This is a genomic window from Asaia spathodeae NBRC 105894, from assembly GCF_025994195.1.
GTDB classification, from domain to species: domain Bacteria; phylum Pseudomonadota; class Alphaproteobacteria; order Acetobacterales; family Acetobacteraceae; genus Asaia; species Asaia siamensis.
Genome location: NZ_BAPY01000074.1, coordinates 19,919 through 46,859, shown reverse-complemented (window position 1 = coordinate 46,859; position 26,941 = coordinate 19,919). Strand labels below are relative to the sequence as shown.

General features: G+C 61.6%; 23 protein-coding genes and 1 pseudogene. 11 read left to right on the top strand and 13 right to left on the bottom strand.

The window, feature by feature from the left end; genetic code table 11:
* The first annotated feature begins 101 nt into the window (after positions 1–101).
* Both AA105894_RS15340 and glyS read left to right on the top strand, forming a co-directional pair.
* Positions 102–989: a glycine--tRNA ligase subunit alpha gene (locus AA105894_RS15340; RefSeq protein WP_031240773.1), complete on the top strand. Its 888-nt coding sequence runs from the start codon at positions 102–104 to the stop codon at positions 987–989.
* Entirely contained in the window at positions 989–3,058 is a 2,070-nt protein-coding gene (glyS, locus tag AA105894_RS15335) for a glycine--tRNA ligase subunit beta (protein WP_267312501.1), read from the top strand. The genes AA105894_RS15340 and glyS overlap by 1 nt, the downstream gene beginning before the upstream one ends.
* 3 nt (positions 3,059–3,061) lie before the next feature.
* Here glyS and AA105894_RS15330 read toward each other — a convergent pair whose 3' ends face one another.
* Together AA105894_RS15330 and AA105894_RS15325 are read right to left on the bottom strand one after the other, a co-directional pair.
* Entirely contained in the window at positions 3,062–3,463 is a 402-nt protein-coding gene (locus tag AA105894_RS15330; RefSeq protein ID WP_267312500.1) for a hypothetical protein, read from the bottom strand.
* 91 nt (positions 3,464–3,554) lie between these two features.
* Complete coding sequence (locus tag AA105894_RS15325) at positions 3,555–4,493, bottom strand: LysR family transcriptional regulator (protein WP_267312499.1); 939 nt, start codon at positions 4,491–4,493, stop codon at positions 3,555–3,557.
* A 76-nt stretch (positions 4,494–4,569) separates the two neighbouring features.
* Here AA105894_RS15325 and AA105894_RS15320 point away from each other — a divergent pair, with 76 nt between their 5' ends.
* The 5 genes from AA105894_RS15320 (at position 4,570) to AA105894_RS15300 (ending at position 9,007) form a co-directional block, all read left to right on the top strand.
* Positions 4,570–5,361, top strand: coding sequence for a DODA-type extradiol aromatic ring-opening family dioxygenase (locus AA105894_RS15320; protein WP_267312498.1), 792 nt, complete (start codon positions 4,570–4,572; stop codon positions 5,359–5,361).
* A gap of 312 nt (positions 5,362–5,673) precedes the next feature.
* On the top strand, positions 5,674–6,132 hold the full coding sequence (locus AA105894_RS15315) for a YdcF family protein (RefSeq protein ID WP_267312497.1): 459 nt from the start codon (positions 5,674–5,676) through the stop codon (positions 6,130–6,132).
* A 243-nt stretch (positions 6,133–6,375) separates the two neighbouring features.
* Positions 6,376–7,749, top strand: coding sequence for an FAD/NAD(P)-binding protein (locus AA105894_RS15310; RefSeq protein ID WP_267312496.1), 1,374 nt, complete (start codon positions 6,376–6,378; stop codon positions 7,747–7,749).
* A complete protein-coding gene (locus AA105894_RS15305) occupies positions 7,746–8,120 on the top strand; it encodes a YidH family protein (protein WP_267312495.1) in 375 nt (124 codons plus the stop codon). The genes AA105894_RS15310 and AA105894_RS15305 overlap by 4 nt, the downstream gene beginning before the upstream one ends.
* Positions 8,117–9,007: a LysR family transcriptional regulator gene (locus tag AA105894_RS15300; protein WP_267312494.1), complete on the top strand. Its 891-nt coding sequence runs from the start codon at positions 8,117–8,119 to the stop codon at positions 9,005–9,007. The genes AA105894_RS15305 and AA105894_RS15300 overlap by 4 nt, the downstream gene beginning before the upstream one ends.
* Before the next feature lie 5 nt (positions 9,008–9,012).
* Here AA105894_RS15300 and AA105894_RS15295 read toward each other — a convergent pair whose 3' ends face one another.
* From AA105894_RS15295 to AA105894_RS15270, 6 genes are all read right to left on the bottom strand, one after another.
* On the bottom strand, positions 9,013–9,399 hold the full coding sequence (locus AA105894_RS15295; protein ID WP_267312493.1) for a DUF3293 domain-containing protein: 387 nt from the start codon (positions 9,397–9,399) through the stop codon (positions 9,013–9,015).
* 12 nt (positions 9,400–9,411) lie between these two features.
* A complete protein-coding gene (gene rodA, locus AA105894_RS15290) occupies positions 9,412–10,566 on the bottom strand; it encodes a rod shape-determining protein RodA (RefSeq protein WP_267312492.1) in 1,155 nt (384 codons plus the stop codon).
* Complete coding sequence (gene mrdA, locus AA105894_RS15285) at positions 10,566–12,488, bottom strand: penicillin-binding protein 2 (protein WP_267312491.1); 1,923 nt, start codon at positions 12,486–12,488, stop codon at positions 10,566–10,568. Before mrdA ends, rodA begins: the two co-directional genes overlap by 1 nt.
* A 111-nt stretch (positions 12,489–12,599) precedes the next feature.
* A complete protein-coding gene (locus tag AA105894_RS15280; protein WP_188425985.1) occupies positions 12,600–13,166 on the bottom strand; it encodes a hypothetical protein in 567 nt (188 codons plus the stop codon).
* Positions 13,167–13,169: 3 nt separating this feature from the next.
* Positions 13,170–14,114 carry a rod shape-determining protein MreC gene (mreC, locus tag AA105894_RS15275; RefSeq protein WP_267312490.1) on the bottom strand — a complete coding sequence of 315 codons (945 nt, stop codon included), beginning with the start codon at positions 14,112–14,114 and terminating at the stop codon, positions 13,170–13,172.
* Between the two features lie 21 nt (positions 14,115–14,135).
* Entirely contained in the window at positions 14,136–15,182 is a 1,047-nt protein-coding gene (locus AA105894_RS15270) for a rod shape-determining protein (protein ID WP_188425987.1), read from the bottom strand.
* Between the two features lie 409 nt (positions 15,183–15,591).
* On the opposite strand from AA105894_RS15270, the gene AA105894_RS15265 reads away from it, so the two are divergent.
* Together AA105894_RS15265 and AA105894_RS16060 are read left to right on the top strand one after the other, a co-directional pair.
* Positions 15,592–15,861 carry a hypothetical protein gene (locus tag AA105894_RS15265; protein WP_188425988.1) on the top strand — a complete coding sequence of 90 codons (270 nt, stop codon included), beginning with the start codon at positions 15,592–15,594 and terminating at the stop codon, positions 15,859–15,861.
* Between the two features lie 57 nt (positions 15,862–15,918).
* Positions 15,919–16,149: pseudogene (locus AA105894_RS16060) on the top strand (hypothetical protein); the annotation flags it as partial.
* A gap of 438 nt (positions 16,150–16,587) precedes the next feature.
* Here the strand turns inward: AA105894_RS16060 and AA105894_RS15255 are convergent.
* Both AA105894_RS15255 and AA105894_RS15250 read right to left on the bottom strand, forming a co-directional pair.
* Positions 16,588–18,159 carry a 2-isopropylmalate synthase gene (locus AA105894_RS15255; RefSeq protein ID WP_188425990.1) on the bottom strand — a complete coding sequence of 524 codons (1,572 nt, stop codon included), beginning with the start codon at positions 18,157–18,159 and terminating at the stop codon, positions 16,588–16,590.
* 239 nt (positions 18,160–18,398) lie between these two features.
* Positions 18,399–19,238, bottom strand: coding sequence for an N-acetylmuramoyl-L-alanine amidase family protein (locus AA105894_RS15250; RefSeq protein WP_373316792.1), 840 nt, complete (start codon positions 19,236–19,238; stop codon positions 18,399–18,401).
* Between the two features lie 554 nt (positions 19,239–19,792).
* On the opposite strand from AA105894_RS15250, the gene AA105894_RS15245 reads away from it, so the two are divergent.
* Positions 19,793–22,648, top strand: coding sequence for an Rne/Rng family ribonuclease (locus tag AA105894_RS15245; protein ID WP_267312487.1), 2,856 nt, complete (start codon positions 19,793–19,795; stop codon positions 22,646–22,648).
* Positions 22,649–23,053: 405 nt separating this feature from the next.
* Here AA105894_RS15245 and AA105894_RS15240 read toward each other — a convergent pair whose 3' ends face one another.
* Positions 23,054–23,896: a LytTR family DNA-binding domain-containing protein gene (locus AA105894_RS15240; protein WP_267312486.1), complete on the bottom strand. Its 843-nt coding sequence runs from the start codon at positions 23,894–23,896 to the stop codon at positions 23,054–23,056.
* Positions 23,897–24,099: 203 nt separating this feature from the next.
* Here AA105894_RS15240 and AA105894_RS15235 point away from each other — a divergent pair, with 203 nt between their 5' ends.
* Positions 24,100–25,086: an alpha/beta hydrolase family protein gene (locus AA105894_RS15235; protein WP_267312485.1), complete on the top strand. Its 987-nt coding sequence runs from the start codon at positions 24,100–24,102 to the stop codon at positions 25,084–25,086.
* Positions 25,087–25,094: 8 nt separating this feature from the next.
* On the opposite strand, the gene AA105894_RS15230 is transcribed toward AA105894_RS15235, so the two are convergent.
* Positions 25,095–25,460 (bottom strand): hypothetical protein, encoded by a 366-nt coding sequence (locus tag AA105894_RS15230; protein ID WP_188425994.1) that lies wholly within the window; start codon positions 25,458–25,460, stop codon positions 25,095–25,097.
* Positions 25,457–26,896, bottom strand: coding sequence for an exodeoxyribonuclease VII large subunit (xseA, locus tag AA105894_RS15225; protein ID WP_267312484.1), 1,440 nt, complete (start codon positions 26,894–26,896; stop codon positions 25,457–25,459). The genes AA105894_RS15230 and xseA overlap by 4 nt, the downstream gene beginning before the upstream one ends.
* Between the last annotated feature and the right edge of the window lie 45 nt (positions 26,897–26,941).

Below are 26,941 nucleotides of genomic sequence, written 5' to 3'. Positions count from 1 at the left end.
GAGGAAACTTCCCAGACAAAGTTAGGCAAATGACCTGAGATTGGCTTGTTCCCCTCATCAGGCTAGAACGGATCGACTGAACAAGACCGGAGCCTCGATCCTTGACCCCCTTGCCCGAAAACGGCGGACGCCCCCTTTCCTTTCAGGATCTGATCCTGCGCCTGCATCAGTTCTGGTCGGCACAGGGCTGCGCCCTGCTCCAGCCCTATGATACCGAACTGGGTGCGGGTACGCTCTCGCCGCATACGACGCTGCGGGCATTGGGGCGCAAGCCGTGGAAGGCCGCCTATGTGCAGCCCTGCCGCCGGCCGTCAGACGGGCGCTATGGTGAAAACCCGAACCGGCTCCAGCATTATTACCAGTATCAGGTGCTGCTCAAGCCGACGCCGGAAGACAGCCAGCGCCTGCTGCTCGACAGCTATCGTGCCATCGGCATCGACCCGGAAAAACACGATATCCGCTTTGTCGAGGATGACTGGGAAAACCCGACCATCGGCGCCTGGGGGCTGGGCTGGGAAGTCTGGTGCGACGGTATGGAAGTGACGCAGTTCACCTATTTCCAGCAGGTTGGCGGCATTCCGACCGTCGTTCCCTCGACCGAACTGACATACGGGCTTGAGCGTCTGGCCATGTATGTGCAGGGCGTCGAGAATGTCTATGACCTCGACTTCAATGGTCAGGGTCTGAAATACGGCGATGTCTTCCTGCGCGCCGAGCAGGATTATTCGCGCCATAATTTCGAGCTGGCCGATACCGAAATGCTGATGCGCCATTTCCGCGACGCCGAAGCGGAATCCGTGCGTCTGGCAGAAGCTGGCGTAGCCCAGCCTGCCTATGACCAGTGCGTCAAGGCCAGCCATCTGTTCAACCTGCTTGACTCACGCGGTGTCATTTCGGTGTCCGAGCGCGCCTCCTATATCGGGCGCGTGCGCAATCTCGCAAAGCTCTGCTGCGAAACCTGGCTTGCTGGCGACGAGGAGTCGAAATAATGGCCGAATTCCTTCTCGTTCTCGATTGCGAGGAAATTCCTGCCCGTATGCAGGAAAGCGCCGGTCAGGATCTGGCACGTCTCGTTTCCGAGGCACTGGCACCGCTTTCACCGCGCGATGTCACACCGTTCTGGGGCGCCAGACGGATCGGTGTCAGCCTGCAGATCGACGAGCAGATCGCAGAATCCACCCAATCGGAACGTGGCCCCCGTGAGAGCGCGCCCGAACAGGCACTCGCCGGCTTCCTGCGCAAGCATGGCGCCGAACGCGACGCTCTGATTCTGGAAAACGGTTTCTGGGTGCTCAACCGCACCCTGCCTGCCATCGGTGCCGCACAGCAGATTGCCGAGACCATTCCGGCTTTGCTCTGGCGCTTTCCCTGGCCGAAATCCATGCGCTGGGGCCATGGCAGCGCCTTTACCTGGGTGCGCCCGCTGCGCCGCGTGATCTGCCTGCTGGACGGTGCGCTCGTGCCGTTTAGCCTGGCGACGGAAAATGACGATGCCCATGGTCTGGTGGCTGGCACGCAGACCGTTGGCCATCGCTTCATGGCGCCCGAACCCTTTACCGTGACGTCGTTCGAACAGCTCAGAGACGAGCTGTTTGCGCGCAAGATCGTGCTTGACCCCGCGCAGCGCCTGTCGATCATCCGCGACGGGTTGCAGGCCCAGGCAGACAACGCCGGTCTGACACTCGTGCAGGATGACAAGCTGGTTGAGGAAGTGTCGGGTCTGGCCGAATGGCCGGTCGCGCTTCTTGGCCGTATCGACGACGCCTATATGGATCTGCCGCCTGAAGTGATGCAGGTCTCGATGCGCATCAACCAGCGCTATTTCGCCCTGCGCAATGCAGACGGCAAGGCAGCACCGCATTTCGCTTTCATCGCGAATATGGATTTTGCCGATGGCGGCGCCCTGACGATCGCCGGTAATGAGCGCGTGCTGCGCGCCCGCTTTGCCGATGCCCGCCATTTCTGGGATCTCGACCGCAAGACGAAACTGGCCGAACGCGTGGCCGCGCTGGATGGGGTGACCTTCCATGCAAGGCTTGGCAGCCAGGGCGCGCGCGTGCAGCGTATCGTGGCGCTGGCCGGTATCGTCGCTCAGGCGATGGGGCTGGATGAAACGGCGCAAAAGCAGGCCCAGCGCGCGGCCCTTCTGGCAAAAGCCGATCTGACGACCGGCATGGTCGGCGAATTCCCCGAATTGCAGGGTGTGATGGGCGGCTATTACGCCCGTCACGACAATGAGGGCGATGCGGTTTCCGATGCTGTGGCCGAGCATTACATGCCACGCGGCCTGAATGACGACACACCACGCGCCCCCGTCTCCATTGCTGTGGCGCTGGCCGATCGTCTCGATCTGCTGACGGCCTTTTTTGCCATGGGGGAAACGCCAAGTGGTTCGGGCGATCCCTATGCGCTGCGACGCGCCGCACTCGGCATTATTCGCATCATTCGCGATAACGGGCTGCGCCTCGACCTGACGGCGCTCATCGCCCAGGCTGCACAGAACCTGCCTGAAGGGCTGCGCGACGGTGGCGAACTCGCAAGCCTGCCCGGCTTTCTGGCCGAGCGTCTGCGTGTGCAGCTGCGCAGCGAAGGTGAGCGTTACGACGTGCTGGCCGCTGTTCTGGCCGGTGGTCTCGATGGCGATCTGGTACGGCTGCTTGCCCGTACTGCAGCCCTTGCAGAAATGGTCGGCACTGATGACGGGCGCAATCTGCTCGCGGCGGGCAAGCGCGCGGCCAATATCCTGCGTATCGAAAACCGCAAGGACGGCCCGCATCAGGGTGCACCAGACAGCGCGCTTTATGTTCAGGATGAGGAACGCGCCCTCGGTGAGGCTCTTGCCTCAGCGCAGACGGCCATTCACGCGGCCCTCGCTCAGGAGCGTTTTGCAGAGGCCATGATCGAGGCGGCGTCACTCCGCCCTGTGCTGGATCGGTTCTTCGAGGTCGTGACGGTCAATGACCCCGATCCCGCCCGTCGCCTCAACCGCCTGCGCCTGCTGGCGCAGATTGGCGAAACCCTGGCTGAAATTGCCGATTTCAGCCAGATCGAAGGCTGAGCGTTACCGCCCCACCGTTTCACCCGGTGGGGCAAGGCCATGCCCTACCAGACTGGCGTTTTGATAGGCCGGTCCAAAAACCCCTATGGCCGCGCCCGTTACGGGATCGTGGCCGGGGGTGCCTTCCCCGCTGGGAAGGAATTGTTTCACGAAATCGACGGCTTTACCCGCGGTGGTGCGCCTTATCGGCGGGGCTGCCATGGCACGGGGCAATGGTGCGGGTTCCCACTGGGCCGCCCCTGCCCCCGACGGCGACCCCCTCGGCGCCGGAGAGACAGTCGACGGCACCTCGACATGAAACGGCAAGACGGTGGAAAAGCCGCGCGCCACGCACAGAGCGCTGCTGGCTGGCATACCGCCGAGTGTCACGGTCACAAGTGTCAGGCACAGGTTCCTGTTCCTCATTTCGGGACCCCTTTCTGCCGGAAGTGTGATTGAGCCGTTACTCTGGAGCCCGACGCAACCAGAAAAAGCAAAGGATGGCGGGCTCGTCTCGTCAGGAGCCCTCCGAAAGAGCCCTCCCTCTCTTCTCCGCACGTGTTGAAAATCGTGTTCTGAGATCATCGAGCAGCCAGCTGCCCGCGCGACCCAGGGCACGATCGCGCATGGTCGCAGCAAAGATACGCCTTGGGGCCGGGGCATCGGGGTCATCATCGACGATCTCGAGCCTGACCAGCCTGCCATCGCGCAGAGGGGCCTCGACGAGATAATCGGGCATACGACACCAGCCGAGCCCGCCCAGAAGAAAATCGAAGCGTCGGCCCAGTTCGACAAAGCGCCAGCGTCTGGGGCTCAGAACCCCGTAATGGGGGCCACCGGGCGCGGAGGGGTCAGACAGAACGAGTTGAACATGCTCTGCCAGATCGGCCCGTGTCACAGCCCGGTTCAGACGGGCCAGATCATGATCAGCAGACACGACGGGCACCAGAACAACATCGCATACCGGCACGGCAATCAGATCTTCGGGTACGCCGAACAGCAGCACACAGAGCGCCAGCGAGGCATCGCCCTGGCGCAGACGCCGCTCGGCGCCGCCCAGCCCCTCGGTCGAAAAGCTGACGGGCAAATGGGGAAACTGCTCTTCGAGGGCATGCAGGCTTTCGATGAAGGCCCCGGTCGGCACGAGGGGGTCGATGGCAACGGCAAGTTCCGGCTCCACCCCTTCCCTGATTGCTGCAGCAAGCGCCTCGAACTGGGCAGCACCGGACAGGACGCGACGTGCCTGCGCCACCAGAACCCGCCCCATTTCGGTCAGAACGGGGCGATGGCCCGACCGGTCGAACACGACAACACCCTGTGTCGCTTCAAGCGTGGCGACGGCCTGGCTGATGGCAGATTGTGCCCGGTTGAGCCTGCGACCGGCAGCCGAGAAACTGCCCGTCTCGTCGATCGTGACCAGCACACGCAGCTGGTCGAGGGAAAGCGTTCCCAGCATCCATCACCCCACACGATAGAATCGATCGGTTTTTTATCACTGATAGTGAGAGAGAAGACAGGATAGGCTTTCCCTCATGCAACCCAGTTTCTTCATCAATCACGGCGGTGGTCCGTGCTTCTTTCTCGAACCCGGTCCCATGCGCCGCGCCTGGGCTCCGCTGGAAGACTATCTCGCAGGCTTTGCTGCCAGATTACCGAAGCGACCGGATGCGCTGGTGGTGATTTCGGGCCATTGGGAAGACAGGGTGCCGCGCATTCATTTCGGCGGGTCGCCATCGCTGCTTTACGATTATGGAGGGTTTCCGCCTCACACCTATGCGTTGGAATGGCCCGCGCCGGGGAGCCCCCCCCTCGCCGCTCGTATCGCAACCCTGCTCGACGATGCCGGTATCGAGACCGCACGCGAAACGGCACGCGGCTGGGATCATGGCGTGTTCGTGCCTCTCAAGATTGCCTTCCCCAACGCGGAGATCCCCGTGGTACAGCTCTCGCTACGGCAGGATCTCGACCCAAGGGCACATCTCGCTCTTGGCCACGCGTTGGCGCCGCTTAGGGCGGAGAATGTGCTGATTATCGGGAGCGGCCAGTCCTATCATAACATCAATGGCTTCTTTTCAGGAACGACGTCAGACCCGGCGGCTGAAGCCTTTGACCACTGGCTTCAGGCGGCAATGCAAGACCCTGCCACGCGGGAACAGGCGCTCTGCGCCTGGCGCGATGCACCGGGTGCGCGTGCTGCCCACCCGCGCGAAGAGCATCTTCTCCCCCTGATGGTTGCCGCCGGGGCCGCCCCGGGCGAGGCAACCCATCTCGATTTCGCCGCAACCGTACTTGGCAAACCTCTTTCAGGCTTCCGCTTTGGATAAGACCAGCCTTCCATGGCTGCTCTGGCGCCCTCACCTTAAGCGGGGTGGGCCATATCGCTCTGAGGCATCGACAACAGTGCGGTCTGGTTTTTACCGGGCGTCATTGTCGCTTATGATGACCGAGAGACGAATGGCGCCATCCGAAAGACGGGCAATGACGTTCCTCATCGTTTCAATTTGCTCCTGTACGCATTGGAAACGGTCATGGCGAGATTTGCACTTATAATTCTGGCGTTCGTCCTGGTCGCTCTTGTCGCCGATATAGGCGTCATCTTTATCAACGGATTCAGCACGCCCTCTGAGGAGGCATCCGTGGCAGTCATTCTTGGCAATAAGGTTTATGCCGATGGCACCCCCTTTCCCCGCCTTCAGGCGCGACTGGATGAAGGGGTGCTTCTTTATCAGACTGGGAAGATCAAACGGATCATTGTCAGTGGGGGTGTTGAGGAGAATGGTCTGAGCGAGGCTCAGGTCATGGCTGGCTATTTGTCGGCGCATGGCGTTCCGTCGGACGTAATTGCCATGGACGATACGGGACGCAACACGCATCTGTCCGCCGTAGCGCTATCGAAAATGCTCAGCCGAGAGACGCCCATCATCGTAGTGAGCCAATGGTTCCACATAGCGCGAACCAGATTGGCGATGCGTCAATGTCACTTCACCAAGATATCCGGTGCAGCACCGCATTATCTCGATGCCAGAGATATTTATTCTCTTTTGCGGGAAACACTCGCCCTACCCTATTACGCAGTCACCCATAAGGGCTGTTGACGCCTCGAGTTAAGCCGGAACGACATTTTCTCGATGGTTTTAGGCAGGCGTCAAACCACAAGCGGTCGCGGTGGATGCTGGACGGCTACTCGATTCCCTCGCTGAGCGACCACATAGGATACTATCGGTCAGCACAGGGCATCGAAAAATCGAATTTTTCGAACATTTCCACCGAATCAATCAATTGGATTGATTTAAAGTGCTGCCGGATATTCGGCCTTACAGAAAGCAGTGAGGCAGATCATGACAGAGATCCACGATATCGCGATCATTGGCGGGGGCGCGAGTGCTACTCTCCTGGCGTGGAATTTGCGACAGCACCATGGCAGGTCCTGCGTCGTGATCGATCCCACCGACCAGCCAGCCCTCGGTCTGGCCTATGGCACACGCAGCGTCGAAAATCTGCTGAACGTCCCTGCCAGCGGCATGAGCGCGCTCGCGGATAAGCCGGGCCATTTTCTTGACTGGCTGAGACAGAAGATCGACCCGCAGATCGACTCACAGGCTTTCATTCCACGGGCGATCTACGGGCTCTATCTGCAGGATCTGTTTCGTCAGGCGCGGCCGCTTCATCTGCGCGCACGGGTCGCGAGGCTGACAGGTGACGCCGACATCACGACACTGCATCTCGATGCCGGGAATTCCTGCGCAGGACGTTGTCTGCGTGCGCGCCATGTCGTTCTGGCGCTTGGGCATTTTGCGCCCCCTCTCCTGCCCGGTATCCCGACAGAACTGGCGGGCAGCGGACGCTATCATCATCAGGTCTGGGCGCAGAACGCACTCGAGGCAATTGCACCGGAAGACCCGGTGCTGCTCATCGGAAGCGGACTGACCGCCATCGACCAGATCATGCAGCTTCGGGCCGCAGGGCATAGCGGCAAGATAACGGTCATTTCGCGCCATGCCCGTTTTCCACAGCGCCACGCCCCCGCGCCGGTTCTTTCAGCCCCTGTCATTGAGCCCGGCCAGTGTGCGCCACGCTGCACCGCCTATCTGCATCGCCTCAATGCCGCGTTGAAACAGGGCATTCCCTGGCGCGCCTGTATCGACAGCCTGCGCCCGGTTACCAATGATCTCTGGGCCGCCCTGCCGCCTGACGAGCGGGCACGTTTTCGTCGCCACCTGCAAAGGCGCTGGGATGTCGTGCGCCATCGCATGGCCCCCCGCATCGCCGAAGCGCTTGATGTCGAGCTGGCAAGCGGCACCCTTTCGCTGCGTGCAGGGCACCTGCAGAAAATCACGACTGTCGCAGACGGGTTATGCGTGACACTTCGCCGCGGTGCACAGCTCGAACACGTCACTGTTGCCCATGTGCTCAACTGCACCGGACCGAACCTGCGTTATGACAGGGTGGACTCGCCGCTCCTGCGCGACCTGCTCGACAGAAAACTGGCCCGCTCCGGTCAGGGTGGCATCGGACTGGACACAACACGCGACGGGCAGGTTATCGCGGCCGATGGCACGGCGCGGCTGCCGCTTCATACGCTAGGGCCTGCGCGACAGGGCACGTTGTTCGAATCCATCGCCATTCCGGAAATACGCGGTCAGGCCTATGATCTTGCCCTGACACTCGACGGGCTCCTGAGCGGGGCCTCACCTCAGGATCTGTGCGCATGATAAGCCGATATACCGATCACGCTGCCAATGAGCGCACATTTCTTGCCTGGGTCCGCACGGCGCTTGCCATGGTGGCGATTGGCTGCATGCTGGCAAAATTCACCATCTTCCTTCGGCTGATCAGTTCCGAGCATCCCGATGCCATGCCGACCGGGTCGGGATCTTCTGCCTGGGTCGGGGTGCTGACGATCTGCGCCGGGCTGATGCTTCTGCCGGCAAGCTGGTGGCGTTTTCGCAAGGTGAAGGCCGCACTCTCTGCCGATGAGCCAAGAGAGATCGCCCTTAACGGGCTGGAAGGCCTGTTCTGCCTGCTTCTCTCCCTGCTGGTCGGCGCCATTCTGCTCTCGCTTCTCGGGGTTCTGCCCTCGTGACTCTCGAGCAACTGCGCATCTTCATCGCCGTTGCCGAGCGGCAGCACATGACGCGTGCTGCCGAAGCGCTCGCCCTGACGCAGTCGGCCGTGAGCCATGCCATCATGACGCTCGAAAACAGCTTCGGGCTGCGCCTGTTCGACCGGGTCGGTCGACGCATTCTGCTGACAGATGCCGGAAAAGTCTTTCTGCACGAGGCGCGCGCCGTACAGGCGCGGGCCCTCGCCGCCCGCGCCTGTCTGGAAGATCTTGGCGGGCTGCGTGCGGGCAGGCTGCATGTCTGGGCCAGCCAGACCTTGGCAAGCTACTGGCTGCCTGCGCGCCTCAACCGTTTTGCGGCACTCTATCCCGAAGTGACGCTGGGCATGACCATCAGCAATACGGAAGAGATCTGCGCTCAGATCAGCGCTGGCACCATAAGCTTTGGCCTGATCGAAGGGGCTCCCATTGGCCCGTCTGTCAGAACCGAAACCCTCGCACGCGACCAGCTTCTGCTCGTGGTGGGCCCCGATCACCCCTGGGCAGAATTCCCACCCGAAATATCGGCACTCGACCAGACGCCATGGGTGCTGCGTGAGAAAGGCTCAGGCACCAGGGCGAGCTTCGAGAACGCCCTGCAGGGCTGGGGCCTTGCCACGGACCGCCTCGATATCGTCATGGAGTTGCCCTCCAACGAGGCCATCGCCACCATGGTCAGCACTGGCCGCGCCGCCACGGTGCTTTCGGCGAGCGTGGTTTCAGGATTGATCGAGAACGGGCTGCTCTGCTCCGTTTCCATGCCCTTTCCGGATCGGCATTTTGCCCTCGCCTGCGGCGCGCGCAGTTTGTCCCCGGCAGAGCAGGCTTTCTGCACGCTTCTGCGCGGTGACGCATCGCGTACCCCCTGAAACGCTCAGGCCAGCCAGACGAGACGGACGCGACGATGGGGCTGGGCAAGCACCACGGCATTCTGCCCGAAGAGGCGCGCCAGAACACGCGCTTTGGGGAGTGGACAGGCCACCGCGAAAAAGGGCTCAGACCACGCGCGCCAGCTTCCTTCGCCGCGCCAAAAGGGGGCTCGACCCAGTCGCGCCCGCAATTGTCGCATGAGACGGGTATTGACCCCATCAGGCAGGCGCAGCCCGCTGGGGTTGCAGGCGCCAATCAGAACGAGGCTTCTGGCGTCAAAGGGCCAGTCTGATGGCCGCTGCCCGATATGAAGGACAACCGGGCCAATGGCGTAGCGGGTGCGATGATAGGCCGCTCTGGCAGCCTGGGTTGGCGGCCTGACGCGGCTCATCCTGCTGCCGGATCAGTGATCGTCACGCGCTGCTGGCAGATCACGATCATTGCGATGCACCCAGGAGGAGAGCAGCAGACCAAAACCGAACATCATGGTCAGCATGGCTGACCCGCCATAGGAAATGAGCGGCAGCGGCACGCCCCCGACCGGTATCACCCCCATGACCATGGAAAGATTGACCGCGCAGTAGAGGAAGAAATCGACCGAGATGCCGAGGGCGAGAAGCCGCCCGAACTGGTTGCGGCTGCGCATGGACATGAGCATGCCACCCACGACCAGCAATGCCAGAAGCCCTATGACCGACACCGCGCCTGCATATCCCCATTCCTCACCAATCATGGTGAAGATGAAGTCGGTCTGTTTCTCAGGCAGGAAGTTCAGCTGGCCCTGCGTTCCACGCAGATATCCCTCACCCCACATCCCGCCCGAACCAAGGGCGATCTTGGACTGGATGATGTTATACCCCGCCCCCAACGGGTCATGCTCGGGATGCAGAAAGGTGTCGATGCGCGCTTTCTGGTAGTCATGCAGATGGGCGTAGATGAACTTGCCCAGAAACGGCACGGGGGCGACAAGCAGGGCGATCTGCCACAGACGCATACCGGCGGCAAAGAACATCGTCGCACCGATCAGACCGATAATGACCGCCGTGCCGAGATTGGGTTCCTTCAGCACAAGCCCGACAGGAAGAAGCGTCAGCAAGGCTGGGGGTATCAGGCGCAGCGGATTGCCCATGCGCTTGTTGTCGATGCGATGAAACCAGCTTGCCAGCGCCAGCACCAGGGCGATCTTGGCAAACTCAGAGGGCTGGAACTGCAACCCGGCCAGATTGATCCAGCGTTCCGCCCCTTTGCCCACATGGCCCATATGCAGAACCAGAGCGAGCAATGTGACGGCCACCAGATAGACCGGGATGGAAAGCAGCCGCAGCAGGCGCGGGCTGGTAAGGGCCACGGTGATCATCATCACCAGACCGAAACCGAAGCGCACCATCTGCGGGCGGGCAAAGGGTTTGGCCGAGCCGCCGCCGGCAGAGTAGAGCGCGAGATAGCCCACACCAGCCAGAACGCAGATCAGCAGAACATAGAGCCAGTTGATCTGAAGCAGCTTGCCCAGAAGCCGGAAACTTGGCTCAGGGCGCCAGAGGCGTTTTTGCCAGTTCACTATTCGGCGTCCGCGACGGCCTGACCGGGGGCGTGGTCATGATTGACCGGGTCGCGCAAAAGCGTGTCCGTCATGATATCGCGTGCCAGAGGGGCCGCGGCATCGGCACCGCCATTGCCATGCTCGATGACCACCGCTATCGCGTAGCGCGGCGCATCATAGGGCGCAAAGCAGATGAAAAGTGCATGGGGGCGCTCTTCCCAGGGCAGGTTCATCGAGTTGAAGTGACCGCTCTCACGCAGGGCGCGTGAAACGCGTCGCACCTGGGCAGAGCCCGTCTTGCCCGCCATGGCGACATCGGGAATGCTCAGCTTTGCCTTTGGCGCCGTGCCACGTGGCGCGTTGACCACGTCGAACATACCCTGACGGATGACGGCAAGATGCGCATCCGGGATGTCGAGCACCGGTGCGGCATCGAGCGGCGTATGCTCGGAATCATGCTCGTTGATCTTCCGCACCAGATGCGGCGTGACGTTACGACCCGAGGCGATGCGCGACACATAGGTGGCAAGCTCGAGTGGCGTGACCTGAACGAAGCCCTGCCCGATACCGGCATTGACCGTATCACCGCCATTCCAGTGAAAGCCGTGTTTCTGACGCCATTCGGGCGTGGGGATGACACCGGCGCGGGTATGGGGCAGCTCGATATCCAGCTTGGTGCCGAGACCGAAGCCGTTGGCCATCGCCTTGATGGGCTCCATGCCGATCTTGCGCGCCGCCAGATAGAAGTAGACGTCGCAGCTATACATGAGCGCCTGCTGCATGGTGATACTGCCATGCCCCCAGCGCGACCAGCAATGGAAACGCACACCGCCCATGTCATAATAGCCGGGGCAGGTAAAGCGGTCCTGTGGGCTGACAAGACCGGATTGCAGCGCAGCCAGCGCCACGGCAGGCTTGAAGGTCGAGCCCGGCGGGTAGACACCTGCAACCGTCTTGTTGATGAGCGGCGTACGGACGTTATTGGTCCACTCGATCCACTGGGCGTGGCTCACACCTGAATCGAACAGGGACGGATCGAAAGACGGCGTGCTGACCATGGCCAGCACCTCGCCATTGCGGCAATCCATCACCACGACGCTCGCTGCCTGATCGCCAATGCGATTGAGCACCATCTGCTGCAGACCGGCATCGATGGTCAGGACAACCTCGTCGCCCTGCTGGCCGTCGATGCGGTCCATCTCGCCCATGACGCGGCCCTTGGAATTGACCTCCATCTCGACCGAGCCCGGTTCGCCACGCAGCAGCAGATCCTGGGTCTGCTCGATACCGGCGCGACCCGCGCGCATGCCGGGCAATGCCATCATGGGCGTGGAGGCGACATCGCGCTCATTGGGTGGCGCGACATATCCGACGATATGGGCCAGTTGCGGCCCATAGGGGTAGAGTCGCGTCGTGCCGACATCGATGAGCACACCGGGCAGGCTCGGCGCGTTCAGCTCGATACGCGCCATGTCATCCCAGCTCAGGAAGTCCTTCAGGGCAACGGGCACATATTTGCGTATATGACGCAGATCACGCTCGATACGGGCCTGATCGCGCTCATCGAGCGCGATGATCTGGCCGAAACGCGCGATGGTGGCATGGATATCGGTCGTCTCCTCGGGCATGAGGAGGGCGCGCCAGTTTACCTTGTTGCCTGCAAGCTGCAGGCCAAAACGATCGACAATCTGGCCGCGGGCAGGCGCCAGAAGACGCTTGCTCGTGCGGTTTCGGGCCGCGAGATCGCGCAGATGATCGCCTTCATGCACCTGAAGATCGTAGAGCTTCTTGCCCAGCACACCAAGCACACCCGCCTGGGTGGCCAGCACCAGCAGCGCACGGCGGGTGAAGACACCGCGTGAGGGCGTCACCTCTTCGCGCTTGGCCCGCAGGCGAGACGGATTACGGGACCGGGAGGATTTGTCGCGTCGGAACTTCATTGTGCGATGACAATCCCGCATTGCATTCCGGCCATGGCGACGCGTTCGCCTGTCGGGCGTCCATCAGGAAGCGCTGCGCTGCGACGGAACATCATGCTCAAAACCGGGCCTTCAGGCTTGTTCAGGGTCTGCCACCGTGCGACGCGCCCAGGCAAACAGGGCGCTCAATGTCGGATAGATACCAATTGTCACCGCTGCCTGAAAGAGACTCGGCACCGGAGACATCATTGCCAACGTCCCGATACACGCGATGATCCATCCAAACAACGACAAAACAAGGGCGAGCCCACCCAGCAGAGCCCAGCCGAACAGGAAGCTGATACGGCTGAGCCCGTAGCGCCACAGATGCGCCACGCCGTGGAAGACGAGCAACGAAAACACAAACACGCCCGGGGGGCCGAAGCTCAGCACTTCGCAGACCAGCCCCACGCAGAAGGTCATGAGCGGCGTCATGGATTGCGGCCTGTGCGCCGACCAGAAGAAGACCGTACTCGCCGCGATACCGAAACACAGCTCGTTCTGCCCCGGAATACCAAGCCCTGCGGAGAGAACAAGCGCGCAGAACACGATGAACAAAGACGGCAGCAGCGCTCGCATGAGCTGGTCGATACGGCGACGCAGGGTCGGGCGTGGCGCGATGCCGGGGTGGATCTCGGGAGCGTGGCGATGGCCAACCATGGTCTAGCCCTGCCCTTTCGTCGGTTTCTGGAACGGCACGAAAGGCAGTTCGGGAGCAACCGGCATGGGCGGCATCAATCTCACGCGGCCAGGCGCCTCGGGGCCAGCGTGATCAGCGCTCGTATAATTGAACACCCGGATGATGTCGGGATGATCGAGCGAGGCCTCAGGCACCACCACAGGCGTACCGGGGCGCAGATAATGCACCGTACCCACGACCAGCCCGCCCGGCATACCGGCAAATGCGCCGTGTTCATGACCGTCCGGCGCTGGCTGCTCGCCCGTAACCACGCGCTCACCTTCTACTGGCCTATTATCCTGGGCGTAATAGATCAGCCTCGGATAGGGCGATCCGTCACCCGCCATGATGGCATTGCCGCGTGATGCAGTGAGCATGACCGGAATACGGCTCGCATCGTCATTGATCATCAGGATACGCACTGTGCGTGCGCCTGTCTCCGTCACGCGGCCAAGCAGGCCTGACGCGTCAAGCGCGACGTCACCCGGCACGATATTATGGTTCTCGCCCACCGCCAGAAGAACGGAGCGCCCATACAGCCCGCCTGCATCGCGCAGCGCATGGCCGCTGACGAAATTCGGGGCATTATCGGGAATCCAGTGCAGGCTCGCCTTGAGCTGGGCATTTTCGTCAGCCAGCGCGACCGCCACATTATACCAGCGACGCAGCTTCTGGTTTTCGGCACGCAGCCGGGCATTTTCACCGGCAATATCGGTCAGCCCCGTGACGGTCTGGCGCAGATGCGCGAAAGCCGTCTCTGGGGCCGTCAGGAGCTGATAGGCTGGCGTAAGGCCGTCAGCCAGCCTCATACGCAGGGAGTCGACGGCCTGACGACGGGTCAGACCGAGCATGATCAGGCCGATTGCCAGAACGAAGAAGAACGGCAGCATCAGCTTTGCGAGTGCGTGTCGCCCCTGAATCGACAGCATCGACCGGATGCTCCCTGGTTATCAGTACATCGAGATCAGGACATTCCGCAGACGACGCATCTCTTCGAGCGCGCGCCCAGTGCCCAGTGCCACGCAGGAGAGAGGTGATTCACCGACAGTCACCGGCAGACCCGTGGCACTGCGCAGCACATCGTCAAGACGATAGAGCAGCGCGCCACCACCGGTCAGCACGATCCCCTTGTCGACGATATCCGCCGCCAGTTCGGGCGGGGTGTTCTCAAGCGCTGTCGCCACGGCATCGACAATCTGCTGCACCGGCTCGGCAAGGCTTTCCGCCACCTGGGCCTGGCTCACCAGAACCTCGCGCGGCACGCCATTGATGAGATCGCGCCCCTTCACTTCCTTGATCGGACCGGGATCACGCGGATCATCAGGCAGGCAGGCCGAACCGATTTCCATCTTCACGCGCTCTGCCGAGCTTTCGCCGATCAGCAGGTTGAACGTCTTGCGGATGTAGGAAATGATCGCGTCATCCATCTTGTCGCCGCCAACACGCACCGAGCGCGCATAGACGATACCACCAAGAGAAATGACCGCGACTTCTGTCGTGCCGCCGCCGATATCGACGATCATGCTGCCCGAAGGCTCGGTGACAGGAAGACCGGCGCCGATGGCGGCTGCCATGGGTTCTTCGATCAGCATCACCTTGCGGGCGCCTGCGCTCTCGGCGCTTTCCTGAATGGCGCGACGCTCGACTGCCGTGGATCCCGACGGAACACAGACGATGATCTGCGGGCTCGCGAAGGCGCGGCGGTTATGCACCTTGCGGATGAAATGCTTGATCATTTCCTCCGCCACCTCGAAATCGGCAATCACGCCGTCACGCAGAGGGCGGATGGCCGTGATGTTGCCTGGCGTGCGCCCGACCATCAGCTTGGCTTCATCGCCGACCGCCAGAACCTGCTTCTTGCCACGCACTTCAGCGATGGCGACGACAGAGGGTTCATCAAGAACGATGCCGCGTCCCTTGACGTAAACGAGCGTGTTGGCGGTGCCGAGGTCGATAGCCATGTCTGCCGACATGAGACCCAGCAGACGTGAGAACATTCAAGCCTCCTGGCCGAAAGATGTGCGCGCACGGGTCGCATTCCGCCCCGCCCTGCGCGATGGCACCCCCGGTCAGATTTCAGGGAACCACATGACAGATGGGAGCATGACGCGAGATATTCTGGCGGAGGGATTACCGGGGCCGCGATTGGGGGGCAAGTCCCGATCAGGAGAAATTGCAGTTTAATGACCAAAAATGCCCCGCACGGAAGCATGCGTCACGCCGGGGTGAAGTGCGGTTACTTTTGGTTACAAACCATCCCAAACTGGCCATGGTCGCGCCACGCTTCGAACGCGGCCCGACAGGAATGATCTCCCCAAGCTGATCACGAGGCAGTGGCGACAGGAAACTCGCGAAATACCGCCCCGTTGAGCCAGAGTAGAACGAATTTTTAGGATAGTAGACATCATGACCAAGCGTGCATTCATCCTTCGTCCGCGCAATTTCGCAGCACTTGCGGCCTGCGTTGGCATGCTGGGGCTGAGCGCCTGTGGCAATCCGTATGACCCCGGCGCACGCGCCGGCTCGGGTGCGCTGATCGGTGCAGGTGGCGGCGCCGCTATCGGTGCTCTGGCCGGTGGCGGTCGTGGTGCCGCGATTGGGGCCCTTGCCGGTGGTGCACTCGGCGCAGCCGGTGGCGCCGCAACCACACCCAACCGTCCGCGTTCCGGCTACTGATCTGTTCGAGCCTACGAGACCATGATGAGCGCACCCACCCTTTTCTCTCCTGCACCCATGCGGCGCCTTGCCGCCGGAGCCAGCCTCTGCGGGCTGTGCCTCATGTTGAATGGCTGTGGCAGTCCCTATGACCCGGGCGCACGCGCCGGGTCCGGGGCATTGATCGGCGGTGGCGCTGGTGCCGCGATCGGTGCGGTGGCAGGCGGAGGGCGTGGTGCCGCCATCGGCGCGCTGGCGGGCGGACTTCTCGGGGCGGCAGGTGGTGCCGCGACGACGCCGAACCGCCCAAGCGGGCAGAGCAGCTACTATAATCAGGGCGGGTATTATAATCAGGCGCCCCAGCAGGCCTACCCGCAGCAATATCCGACCGGCTACGCCCAGCCTGCCTATCCTGCCCAACAGGCTTATCCCCAGCAGGCCTATCCGCAACAGGCGTACCCGCAGCAGACCTACCCGACCCAGCAGGGTTATCAGGGCTATCAGAACGGTTACTGACCCCTCCTGCCACCTGACCGGGGCCTGACGTAGGAGAGCTGACGCTTTTACCGCAGCAGGCGCCTTCGAGTGGCGTGATTTTCGGCCCAGAAACCGCGTAAATCCAATAAAAAAACCTCCCGCCGTCTCTGACGGTCGGGAGGTTTTTTATAACTATAGAACACTTTGATGATCAGCCCGAAGCGGCGCGCCGAAATCACACAGCGCGCCTGTTCAGCCCCTCGCGATTGATCAGACCGACAAGGCCTCAGGCTCGGCACGGGTGCGCTTGACCACCAGCTTGTTCAGGGCATGCACATAGGCACGCACGGCAGAAACAATGGTATCCGCATCGGCGCCCTGCCCGTCGACCATCTTGCCCCCTTCCTGAAGGCGGACGGTGGTCTTGGCCTGGGCATCGGTGCCCTCGGTTACAGCACCGACAGAGAACAGCTCAAGCGCGGCCTCATGCGGGAATATCTCGCCGATTGCCTTGAAGGCGGCATCGACCGGACCATTGCCCGATACCTTGGCCGACTTCACGACACCATCGACAAGCAGTTCCAGCTCGGCCTGCGCCGGGCGCTTGGACCCTGCCAGCAGCTCGAGAGACACGAAGCGGATACGATCGTGATCGCGTGTTTCGTCATCGACCAAAGCACGGATATCATCATCGAATACCGTCTTTTTCTGGTCAGCCAGAACCTTGAAACGCTCGAAAGCATCCTGGATCTTGTCGTCAGGCAGGTCGTAACCCAGCGCCTTCAGCTTGTCGCGGAAGGCAGCGCGACCTGAATGCTTGCCCAGAACCAGCGAGGTCTTGCTCCAGCCCACGCTCTCGGGGGTCATGATCTCGTAGGTGGCGGCGTTCTTCAGGATACCGTCCTGATGGATACCACTTTCATGTGCAAAGGCATTACGCCCGACGATGGCCTTGTTCGGCTGCACATCGAAACCGGTGATATTGGCCAGCAGGCGCGAGATACCAAGCAGGCGTGGTGTCTCGATGCGGTTCTGGAACGGGATCTTGTCGCGACGGGTGCGGATGGCCATCACGATTTCCTCAAGCGCGGCATTGCCTGCGCGCTCACCGATACCGTTGATGGTGCATTCGATCTGACGCGCACCGCCAGCAACAGCCGCAAGGGTGTTGGCGACGCCCAGACCCAGATCGTTATGGTTATGCGTCGAGAAAATCACCTTTTCCGCACCCGGCACGCGCTCGCGCAGCATGGTGAAAATTGCCTGCAATTCGTCAGGCGTGGTGAAGCCGACCGTGTCGGGAATATTGATGGTTGTTGCGCCATGGCGGATGGCAGTCTCGACACAGCGGCACAGGAAATCGGGCTCGGTGCGTGATCCGTCTTCTGCCGACCACTGAACGTCATCGGTGAAATGACGCGAGGCCTTGTTGCCCTCGGCAATCAGGTCCAGCACCGTTTCCGGCTCCATACGCAGCTTGTATTTCATGTGAAGCGGCGAAGTGGAGATGAAATTATGGATACGACGACGCGGCGCCCTGGCAATCGCCTCTCCCGCGGCCTCGATATCGCGCTTGCCGCCACTACGGGCGAGTCCGCAAACCACGGCTTCGCGCACGGTTTCCGCAATTTTCTGCACGCTTTCGAAATCGCCCGGAGACGCGACGGGAAAACCCGCCTCGATCACATCCACACCCAGCTCTTCAAGCGCCTTGGCCATGCGGATCTTCTCTTCGAGATTCATCGAAAAGCCGGGTGACTGCTCACCGTCACGCAAGGTGGTGTCGAAAATAATGACCCGGTCGTCAGCAACCGTGCCGAAAGAAGGATGGGTAATGGTCATGGTTTTTTCTTCTCAACGCTTTGAACAACACAATCATGAACCCCCTGAACGCGCCAGACCGGCTGGCGGCGAAATGCGCTCAGGGGCTGATAAGTCGAAGCGTGCGAAGAAGGAGGCCCGGGCACAGCGAAGCGCGTGCTGATGCACGACGCGAAATGCCAAAAGAGGGGGCCGAGATAATCATGGGACCCATCTTACTGCACAAACCAGCCCCTTGCCTAGCGGAACTGGGCGATTTTCTAGCCCGATCGCGCAATATTCGTGCCTGCACCTTGAAAATAACGATCGATTGCAGCATTCATGGCGCTGGCGACCTGTTGCCGATACGCCCCCTGACGCAAGGCGGCCTCATCATGACGATTGGACATGAAACCCATCTCGACAAGCACCGAAGGGATGTCAGCCGATTTCAGCACCACGAATGCTGCGTGCCTGGCGGGATGACGCAGCAGGCCGATACGAGGCTGAAAGGCAGAGACAACACTGGCCGCCATATGGGCGGAGCCACGACGTGTTTCTTCATGCACAAGACTTGCGAGAATATCCTGAACCTCTGACGACATGCCGTGAAAGGCAGGCCCGGCGAAACGGTCGGCACTGTTTTCCGTCTGGGCAAGTGAGGCCGTCTGGGCATCGGAAGCCCCGTTGGAGAGGGTGTAAACGCTTGCGCCACGCACATCAGGATCATGCAGCGCGTCGGCATGCATGGATATGAAGAGCTGTGCCTTGTGCCGATGGGCAAGATCGACACGCCCCTCGAGCGGAATGAAATGATCATCCGCGCGCGTCATGACCACATCATAGCGCCCGGCAGACTTGATCTGGCGATAGAGTTCTTTCGCTGCTGCCGCCGCAATATGCTTTTCATAGGTACCGCTCACCCCGATGGCACCGGGGTCCTTACCGCCATGTCCGGGGTCGAGCATGATGACAGGCCTGGCCGGTGCCGCCTTGCCTGTGATCGCCGGCGCCTTGCCGGGCGCCAAGGCATGTCCCTTTTTATGCCTGGACGTCGCCAGGGCAGACGAACAGGGCAGAAGCGTGGCCGTCGCTACAGCGCTGCCAATCAGATGACTCATCTGGCGGCGTGTCGGTTGAGAGATGGACATGACGGCGGCCTTGCAAGGAGAGCAGGGAAACTGCGGAGACTGGCCATTTTCTGGCATCACAATGCGGTGTCAACATGGCAGGGCTGCGAGTCTTGCACGAGGCGGGTTTTTCGGTCATCCTGCGGGAGAAGAATTGCGAAACGGTCGATCCGGCATCAGTGACAGGGCTTAGCTCTTCAACCCGCCGCTCCCGTTTTATGCCGTGCTTCACGTGTCATCATGGTTTGCAAGAGCCCCCTCCCTTCCGCTGGCCCATGCCGCAGGACTGCAAGAGAGGTCAGTCTTCGAGCCAGTGACGCAGATGACAACTCGCTGGGGCCGCATGAAATCTGCCAGTCTCGTTTTGTGGAAAACTACCGGATCGGGTGATGCCCGGGTTCCGACGCTGTTCCGCGAGCGCTGGTCTGATGGTTCCTTTTTTTTCAAACGTCCTCGACATTCTGCCGCGCGCGCCGGAACAGCCACTGTGTCTGCACAGGGCCTGAGACCGGGCGTGACAAGGGCCGACCGGAGTTTTCCTTTAAATGAACAAGCGTATGCTGATCGACACCACTCACGCGGAAGAAACCCGCGTGGTGGTCATGGATGGTGATCGTCTCGAAGATTATGATATCGAAACATCGTCCAAGAAGCAGATCAAGGGCAATATCTACCTCGCCAAGGTAATCCGCGTCGAGCCGAGCCTTCAGGCCGCTTTCGTCGATTACGGCGGCAATCGCCATGGCTTCCTGGCCTTCAGCGAAATCCATCCGGATTACTTCCAGATCCCGGTCGCCGATCGTGAAAAGCTGCTCGCTCTTCAGGACGAGGATCTCCGCGCCGATGAGCGCGTCGAGAGCGAAAGCGACAGCCAGAGCGGCGACGAGACCGAGACGGCAGAAGCCGGCGATCAGGCCGAGTTCGAAGCGCGCCCCGAAACAGTCGGCGGTGAGCATGATACGGGCGATGAAGGCGCAGCCGCCCGTCGCACGGCCCGCTTCCTGCGCAATTACAAAATTCAGGAAGTCATCCGCCGCCGCCAGATCCTGCTCGTTCAGGTCGTCAAGGAAGAGCGCGGCAACAAGGGTGCGGCGCTCACCACCTATGTATCGCTCGCAGGCCGCTATTGCGTGCTGATGCCCAACGCCCTGCGTGGCGGCGGCGTATCGCGCAAGATCACGTCGGACAGCGATCGCAAGCGCCTGCGCGACATCATCGCCGAGCTCGACCTGCCGCGTGGCATGGCCATGATCGTGCGTACCGCTGGCGCCCAGCGCCCGGGGCCGGAAATCACCCGCGACTGCGAATATCTGCTGCAGCTCTGGGACGATATCCGCAACCACACGCTGTCTTCTGTCGCCCCCACGCTGATTTACGAAGAAGCCAATCTGATCAAGCGCGCTATTCGCGACCTGTTCAGCAAGGATATCGAAGAAATTATCATCGATGGCGAGCCGGCCTGGAAGAACGCGCGTGAATTCATGCGTCTTCTGATGCCGCATAACGCCAGCAAGGTGAAACTCTGGCGCGACCAGAGCCAGAGCCTGTTTGGTCGTTATCATGTCGAGGGTCATCTCGACGCAATCGCCTCGCCCACGGCCCAGCTCAAATCCGGCGGTTATCTGGTCATCAACCAGACCGAAGCGCTTGTCTCCATCGATGTGAACTCCGGCCGCTCGACGGGCCAGCGCAATATCGAGGATACGGCAGTCCGGACCAACCTCGAAGCTGCTGAAGAAGTTGCCCGTCAGCTGCGCCTGCGTGACCTTGCCGGTCTGGTCGTCATTGACTTCATCGACATGGAAAGCCGCAAGCATAATTCCATGGTCGAGAAGCGCCTCAAGGATGCGCTGCGCAGCGATCGCGCCCGCATCCAGATCGGCCAGATCTCGCATTTCGGCCTGCTGGAAATGTCGCGCCAGCGTCTGCGTCCGTCGATTGCCGAAGCCGTTCTGGTTCCCTGCCCGCATTGCCAGGGCACTGGCCATGTGCGCGGCGTCGAGAGCGCTGCCCTGCACGTTCTGCGTGCGGTTGACGAAGAGGGTCTGAAGCAGAAGGCTGCCGAGATCTGCGTTCACATCACCTCGGGCACCGCACTTTATATCCTCAACAACAAGCGCGAGTGGCTGGGCGAAATCGAACAGCGTCATCGCATGCATGTGTCATTCCAGCCGGATGACAGCCTGACGCCTGCCGATCTGCGTATCGAGCGCCTGCGTCCGCAGGTTCCTGCCGAAGCACGCCCTGCCCAGAGACACGAAATCGAAGCCCCGGCGCCTTCGGTTGAGACCGTCACGCAGTATGACGAGATCGAACAGGGTTTCGACAATGCCATAGAGGCAGAAGAAACCCGCGACGCCGCACCGCGTGAAGAGGGAACGAGGGAAGATGGTGGCCGTCGTCGCCGTCGCCGTCGTCGCCGCAATGGTCGTCGTTCGGAGGACACACGCGACACCCAGAATGCGTCGGATAACGGTGCCAATGATGAGGGTGAAGAAGCACCGCGCGAGGCCGCCGCTGAAGAAAGCACCTGGGAAGCGCAGGGAAGCAGCGATGCTGAAGCCCTGATCGTTCCCGGACGCCGCCGGATGCGCACACGTCGCGTATCGCGTGATGAGCGCGGCCAGAACGAGCGCGCTCAGGCTGAACGCCCCCAGGCAGAGCCGGCTCGCGAGGCGCGTCATAATGACGAGCGTCGTGCGCCTGCCGAGCGGCATGAAAACCGCTGGGTGGGACCGACACCTGCCAATCCGTTCGGTGGCGGGTCGTTCGACATTTTCGACATGATCGAACAGGCTGAATCGCGTCTGGGTGCGCCATCTGCCCTCAACAACGAGCCGAAGCCGACCCTCGCGGTCGAGCCCACAGACGAGGCAGAAGGCTCCGCCGTTGCAGCACCGGTCGCTGCACAGGCAGAAACCTCGCGTCATGGCGTCGAGAATGAGGGTCGCAAGAGCCGTTCGCGCCCGCGTCGCAAGCCTGTGGCCGCCGAAATCGCGGAACCTGCTCCCACTGAGCCGACCGCTATCGACGCAGCCCCTGTGCCGGAACCGGTTGCTGTTGCCGAGGCCGATCAGGACAAGCCAGCTCCCCGTCGTCGCGGTCGCCCGCGCAAGACGCCGGTAGCAGCCGAGATCGCCGAATCAGCAGGTGAGTCGGCAGCCGCTCTGGTTGCCCCGACCGCCGTGGTGAGCGAGCCGGAAGCCCCGAAGCCCCGTCGTGGCCGCACGTCGCGCAAGGCAGAAGAGGCCGCAGTTGCTCCCGCAACCGAAGTCAAGGCCCCTGCTGCCAGAACGCGCGCAGCGAAGGCCAAGCCGAAGGCTGAAGAGCCTGTGGTGCAGCCGATCAATGTCGATGACGTTGCTCCGGCCAAGCCGCGCACAGGCTGGTGGAAGCGTTGATCCCAATGCGGCTCATCTAAGTGCATGAAAAACGGGGCGGCTCACACCGCCCCGTTTTTTTATGCCCGATTACCGCCGAGACAGACAGAGTACGCTGCCTTGTGCCTGTCAAACGTGACTAGCCGCCTGCCCCTTGCTTCAGGAATGCGATCTGCGCTGCCGGGCTGTTTTTTCCGCGCAAGAACGAAATCTCCGCAAGCGCCTGACCCGATTTTATGAAAGCTTTTCCCAAGGCAGCCCGTTTCTCTCATCACTGAAGCGATGCACGTCATCATCGTTGTCACGCGGTCAGAATCATCATCTGGCGTTGCCTCAGGAGGTCTCCCTGACTGACGGGCGATCAGATCGATCGGGTGCCTACAGGGCTTCGACTCCAGCGAACCAGAGAGCCTTACCGCCCAGCGTTCAGGGCGTGTCGAGCCAGCCAGCTTCGCGCAGTTTCGCCACATGAGCGCGTGAGACAGGAACGCGATCGCCATTGATCAGGATGAGACGGAGCGCCCGTGGTGTTCCTTCCCATCCAGCAACGGCCTTGCGGGCCACCCACCATGAACGATGGACCTGCAGACCAGCGCAGCCCGACTGCCGCAACAGCGCCTCGCGAAATACGCCGTGTACCAGACGTGACCCCTCGCGCTGATGGCAGCGTATGTAATGGTCTTCCATCTGCAGGGCAAAAATCGTCTCCGGCCGCGGATAGTCGTCGGCAAGCCTGATGGGTGGTGTCTCATTCCCGACCAACGCCGGGAGGCCCTGCCCCACAGTCTCCTCCGCGATAGCAGCTGGCCTGTTTCGATAGCGAAGGGCAAGCGTCACGAGCACAACAGACGGCCAGGCGATCAGCAGGACCTGCCCGTACCACTGCCCCCATCCCGGCAAACGGGACGTCAGATCCGGCCAGACCGACAGAGCCAGATCACGCGTGATCAGTGTCTGAAGCAGGCTCAACACCATCACGAGTCCGGTCACGCCGACCCAGAATTTCGGGCCATGCCATGCGACCCCAAGGCGACGCATCAGCAAAACCGGACCGGCGTAAAGACCAAGGCCGATAAGCGCGCAGCAAGACCAGTAAAGGATACGCGCGACCAGACCCGGATTGAGATAGCTGCCATAGGGGCCGAGCAGCCCCAGAAAGATACCGACCGCCACGACGATCAGGGCGCTCCTGAGCACAAAGCCACGCCCGGGCCAGCGCCTGAACGCTTCCTGCGAGTGAGCTGTCTCATTCTGCGCAGCCTGATGCAAATCAACGCCCTCTTACGAAATGGATGTCATGCGCCTGCAGGGAGATGCCGCTATGCCGCATACGGCTCTGCCCACTCGCCCATTCGCCCATTCGCCCATTCGCCCATTCGCCCATTCGCCCATTCGCCCATTCGCGAAATGACGCTGGGTATCAGCGTCTCCAGAGGTTTTCTGGGCATTCCCTTCTCAGGAGTCCAGCCACCATGTCGCTCTTGTCCCGCCTCGTTTTAAGTCTCTCGCTTCTTGCCATACCCATCATCTCGGATCAGGCTCTGGGCGCTCCAGTCGGTTGCCAGCATATCGTGACACCCGGCGGGCTTGAGCTTGGCCTATGGTATCCGAGTGAGGGCACAGTCACGCACCAGAACCTCGGCCCCTATGAGCAGGACTGCATCGCTGACGGCCCCCTCACGGGACAACACAGGCCGCTGATCGTCATTTCTCACGGCACAGGTGGGTCCTGGACGAGCCATCTCGATACCGCCGCGCAACTGGCTACTTCCGGCTATGTGGTGGTAGCACTCACTGAACCGGGTGATAACTGGCGCGATCAGTCACGTGTCACCGACCTGTCCGGCAGAACGCGTGCTCTCCGTGCAGCGCTCGATTATATGCTGTCGCAATGGCCTGGGGCCGCGAAGCTGGACAGCAACAGGATCGGGGCTTTCGGCTTTTCGGCGGGCGGATTGACAGTGTTGCTTGCGCTGGGCGCGAAGCCGGAATTTTCACGCCTGACGCCATGGTGTGCGGCGCATCCAGACAGTTTTACATGCATGATGATTGCCCATCAGAAAGCACCGATAAATGGCCGTCTGCCCAATCTGACCGATCAACGCATCAGGGCTGCCGTCATCGCAGCACCCGCTCTCGGCTTCACGATGAGCCCTCAGGCATTGGCCGGATTGCGTCAGCCGATCCAGTTATGGCAGGCACAGAATGATCGTATTCTGCCCGAACCCGGCTCGCTCGAACCGGTGCGGAATGCCCTGCCTAGCCATCCCGCAATCCATCTCGTGGAAGGGGCAGGACATTTCGATTTTCTCGCACCCTGTCGCCCCGGCCTTGAGACGCTTCCGATCTGTCAGAGCGCAGCCTCATTCGACCGGGCCCGCTTTCATGAGCGGTTCAACGCGGCACTAGTGGCATTCTTCAACAAGACGCTGCTTGCCTCGCCCCGATCAGGCGAATGACAGACGCCCTAGCGGCAGACGCTCGGCGCGCCGGTTGCCGCGATATAGGTGCCTGTCAGAGGGTTGAAACAGGCATTTTGCGGGCAGGTGCTGCCAGAGCTGATCCCGTCAGGAAAGACCTGTCCGCCCATGCGGTTGGTTTCCTGCTGCACCGCGCCACAAAGGGGCGTGTTGGTCGGCGCGGAAGGATCATTGGTCAGTTGCGCCTCATTGGCGGGCGGCGTCTCAGTCGTCATGCCCGGCGCAAAATCCTGCGGGGGCTGGCGGGTGGGCACCTGTGCCACAGGCTGTGGCTGGCTGGGTTCGGCGCAGCCTGAAAGCAGGGCAAGGCCCAGAAATCCGGCGCCAAGGCCGGTGCGATAGAAACGGTTCATAACCCGAGATCCCCCTGTTCTTCCTTTTCCGTACCCAGAGGGTCGAGCCGTCCCTGACGGGTGCCATCGGCAAAGCGCAGGGTAATTGCGCCGCCGCGTGGTCGCCCAGAGGCTGTCGTCACCGGTTTTCCGCGAGCATCCTGCACCAGGGCATAGCCTCGCGCCAAGACGGCCTCTGGTGAAACCGCCTCAAGCCGACCGGCAATGCCGGTTAATCTTGCGCGATCGAGCCCGATACGGGCGATGAGCGTCTCGGTGCCGAGCCTTGCATGCACAAAGCCAGCCCGCTCCTGCTGCATTCTGTGCCGTATTCCCGCCGCGAGGGCAGCGCTGGCCAGACCGAGCCCGGCCTGTTTCTGCCCCAGGAAATGAGCAGCAGAGGGCATCCGTGCTTCGAGCCCCATCAGTTTCTGTCGTGCGCGCGAAGCCACCATGGGCAAGGCGAGCTCAAGACGCTGGCCGCGTTCATCGAGTCTGAAACGGGCGGTGTCGAGCAGGCTCGGCAGATCGGGTAGTCTTGCTGTCACCTGCTCGGTACGCGCCCGGGCCAGTTGCAGATGGCGCGACAGCCCCCCGGCCAAACGCGCACCACGATGCGCAAGATCGGCAATCATCTCGGAGCGCAATGGCACCGCCATTTCGGCGGCCGCTGTGGGCGTGGGCGCACGCTGGTCGGAAACATAGTCGATGAGGGTCGTATCGGTTTCATGACCCACCGCAGAGATGAGCGGTATGGGGCAGGCTGCGACGGCGCGCAGCACATTTTCCTCATTGAAGGCCATCAGATCTTCAAGGGAGCCGCCACCACGCGCCACGATCAGCAGATCGGGTCTTTGCGGCAGGGTCGAAAACCCGGCAATGGCGGAGGCAATCTGGGCCGCTGCTCCCTCACCCTGCACCGCGACGGGCCAGACCAGAACCGAACGCGGGAAACGACGCGACAGCGTGGTCAGGATGTCATGCAGCACGGCGCCACGGCTCGACGTCACGAGGCCGATCAGCTCCGGGAGGAACGGAATTTTCTTTTTGCGCTCGGGGTCGAAGAGCCCCTCTGCCAGAAGTTTCTGGCGCAGTTTCTCAATCTTTGCGAGAAGTGCGCCCTCACCGGCAAAGCTCATCTGGTCGATGACGAGCTGGTAGCTTGACCGATCGCCATAAGCCGAGACACGCCCGGTGGCGATCACCTCGATGCCATTCTCCGGCACGATGCCTAGACGCGAGACTGACCCGCGCCAGATCACGCCGGAAATCTTGCCGCCCTGATCTTTCAGGGAAAGATAGACATGGCCCGACGGATAGCGTTTGAGCTCGGTTATCTCGCCACGCACGCGCACACGGCCAAAGCTGCCCTCGAGGGTGCGCTTGATCGCTCCCGAGATTTCACTGACCGAATATTCGGGAACGTTGCCGCTCGCGCTCTGATCGTTTTCGCTCATGAGCGCAGTCTATGCTACGGAACGCGGGCTACGACCAGTCAGAAC

Excerpts from the sequence above, each read along its gene's own strand:
- glyS (WP_267312501.1), top strand. The coding sequence starts at position 989 with ATGGCCGAATTCCTTCTCGTTCTCGATTGCGAGGAAATTCCTGCCCGT.
- AA105894_RS15330 (WP_267312500.1), bottom strand. The coding sequence starts at position 3,463 with ATGAGGAACAGGAACCTGTGCCTGACACTTGTGACCGTGACACTCGGC.
- AA105894_RS15325 (WP_267312499.1), bottom strand. The coding sequence starts at position 4,493 with ATGCTGGGAACGCTTTCCCTCGACCAGCTGCGTGTGCTGGTCACGATC.
- AA105894_RS15320 (WP_267312498.1), top strand. The coding sequence starts at position 4,570 with ATGCAACCCAGTTTCTTCATCAATCACGGCGGTGGTCCGTGCTTCTTT.
- AA105894_RS15310 (WP_267312496.1), top strand. The coding sequence starts at position 6,376 with ATGACAGAGATCCACGATATCGCGATCATTGGCGGGGGCGCGAGTGCT.
- AA105894_RS15305 (WP_267312495.1), top strand. The coding sequence starts at position 7,746 with ATGATAAGCCGATATACCGATCACGCTGCCAATGAGCGCACATTTCTT.
- AA105894_RS15295 (WP_267312493.1), bottom strand. The coding sequence starts at position 9,399 with ATGAGCCGCGTCAGGCCGCCAACCCAGGCTGCCAGAGCGGCCTATCAT.
- mrdA (WP_267312491.1), bottom strand. The coding sequence starts at position 12,488 with ATGAAGTTCCGACGCGACAAATCCTCCCGGTCCCGTAATCCGTCTCGC.
- AA105894_RS15280 (WP_188425985.1), bottom strand. The coding sequence starts at position 13,166 with ATGGTTGGCCATCGCCACGCTCCCGAGATCCACCCCGGCATCGCGCCA.
- mreC (WP_267312490.1), bottom strand. The coding sequence starts at position 14,114 with ATGCTGTCGATTCAGGGGCGACACGCACTCGCAAAGCTGATGCTGCCG.
- AA105894_RS15270 (WP_188425987.1), bottom strand. The coding sequence starts at position 15,182 with ATGTTCTCACGTCTGCTGGGTCTCATGTCGGCAGACATGGCTATCGAC.
- AA105894_RS15265 (WP_188425988.1), top strand. The coding sequence starts at position 15,592 with ATGACCAAGCGTGCATTCATCCTTCGTCCGCGCAATTTCGCAGCACTT.
- AA105894_RS15255 (WP_188425990.1), bottom strand. The coding sequence starts at position 18,159 with ATGACCATTACCCATCCTTCTTTCGGCACGGTTGCTGACGACCGGGTC.
- AA105894_RS15250 (WP_373316792.1), bottom strand. The coding sequence starts at position 19,238 with ATGAGTCATCTGATTGGCAGCGCTGTAGCGACGGCCACGCTTCTGCCC.
- AA105894_RS15245 (WP_267312487.1), top strand. The coding sequence starts at position 19,793 with ATGAACAAGCGTATGCTGATCGACACCACTCACGCGGAAGAAACCCGC.
- AA105894_RS15235 (WP_267312485.1), top strand. The coding sequence starts at position 24,100 with ATGTCGCTCTTGTCCCGCCTCGTTTTAAGTCTCTCGCTTCTTGCCATA.
- AA105894_RS15230 (WP_188425994.1), bottom strand. The coding sequence starts at position 25,460 with ATGAACCGTTTCTATCGCACCGGCCTTGGCGCCGGATTTCTGGGCCTT.
- xseA (WP_267312484.1), bottom strand. The coding sequence starts at position 26,896 with ATGAGCGAAAACGATCAGAGCGCGAGCGGCAACGTTCCCGAATATTCG.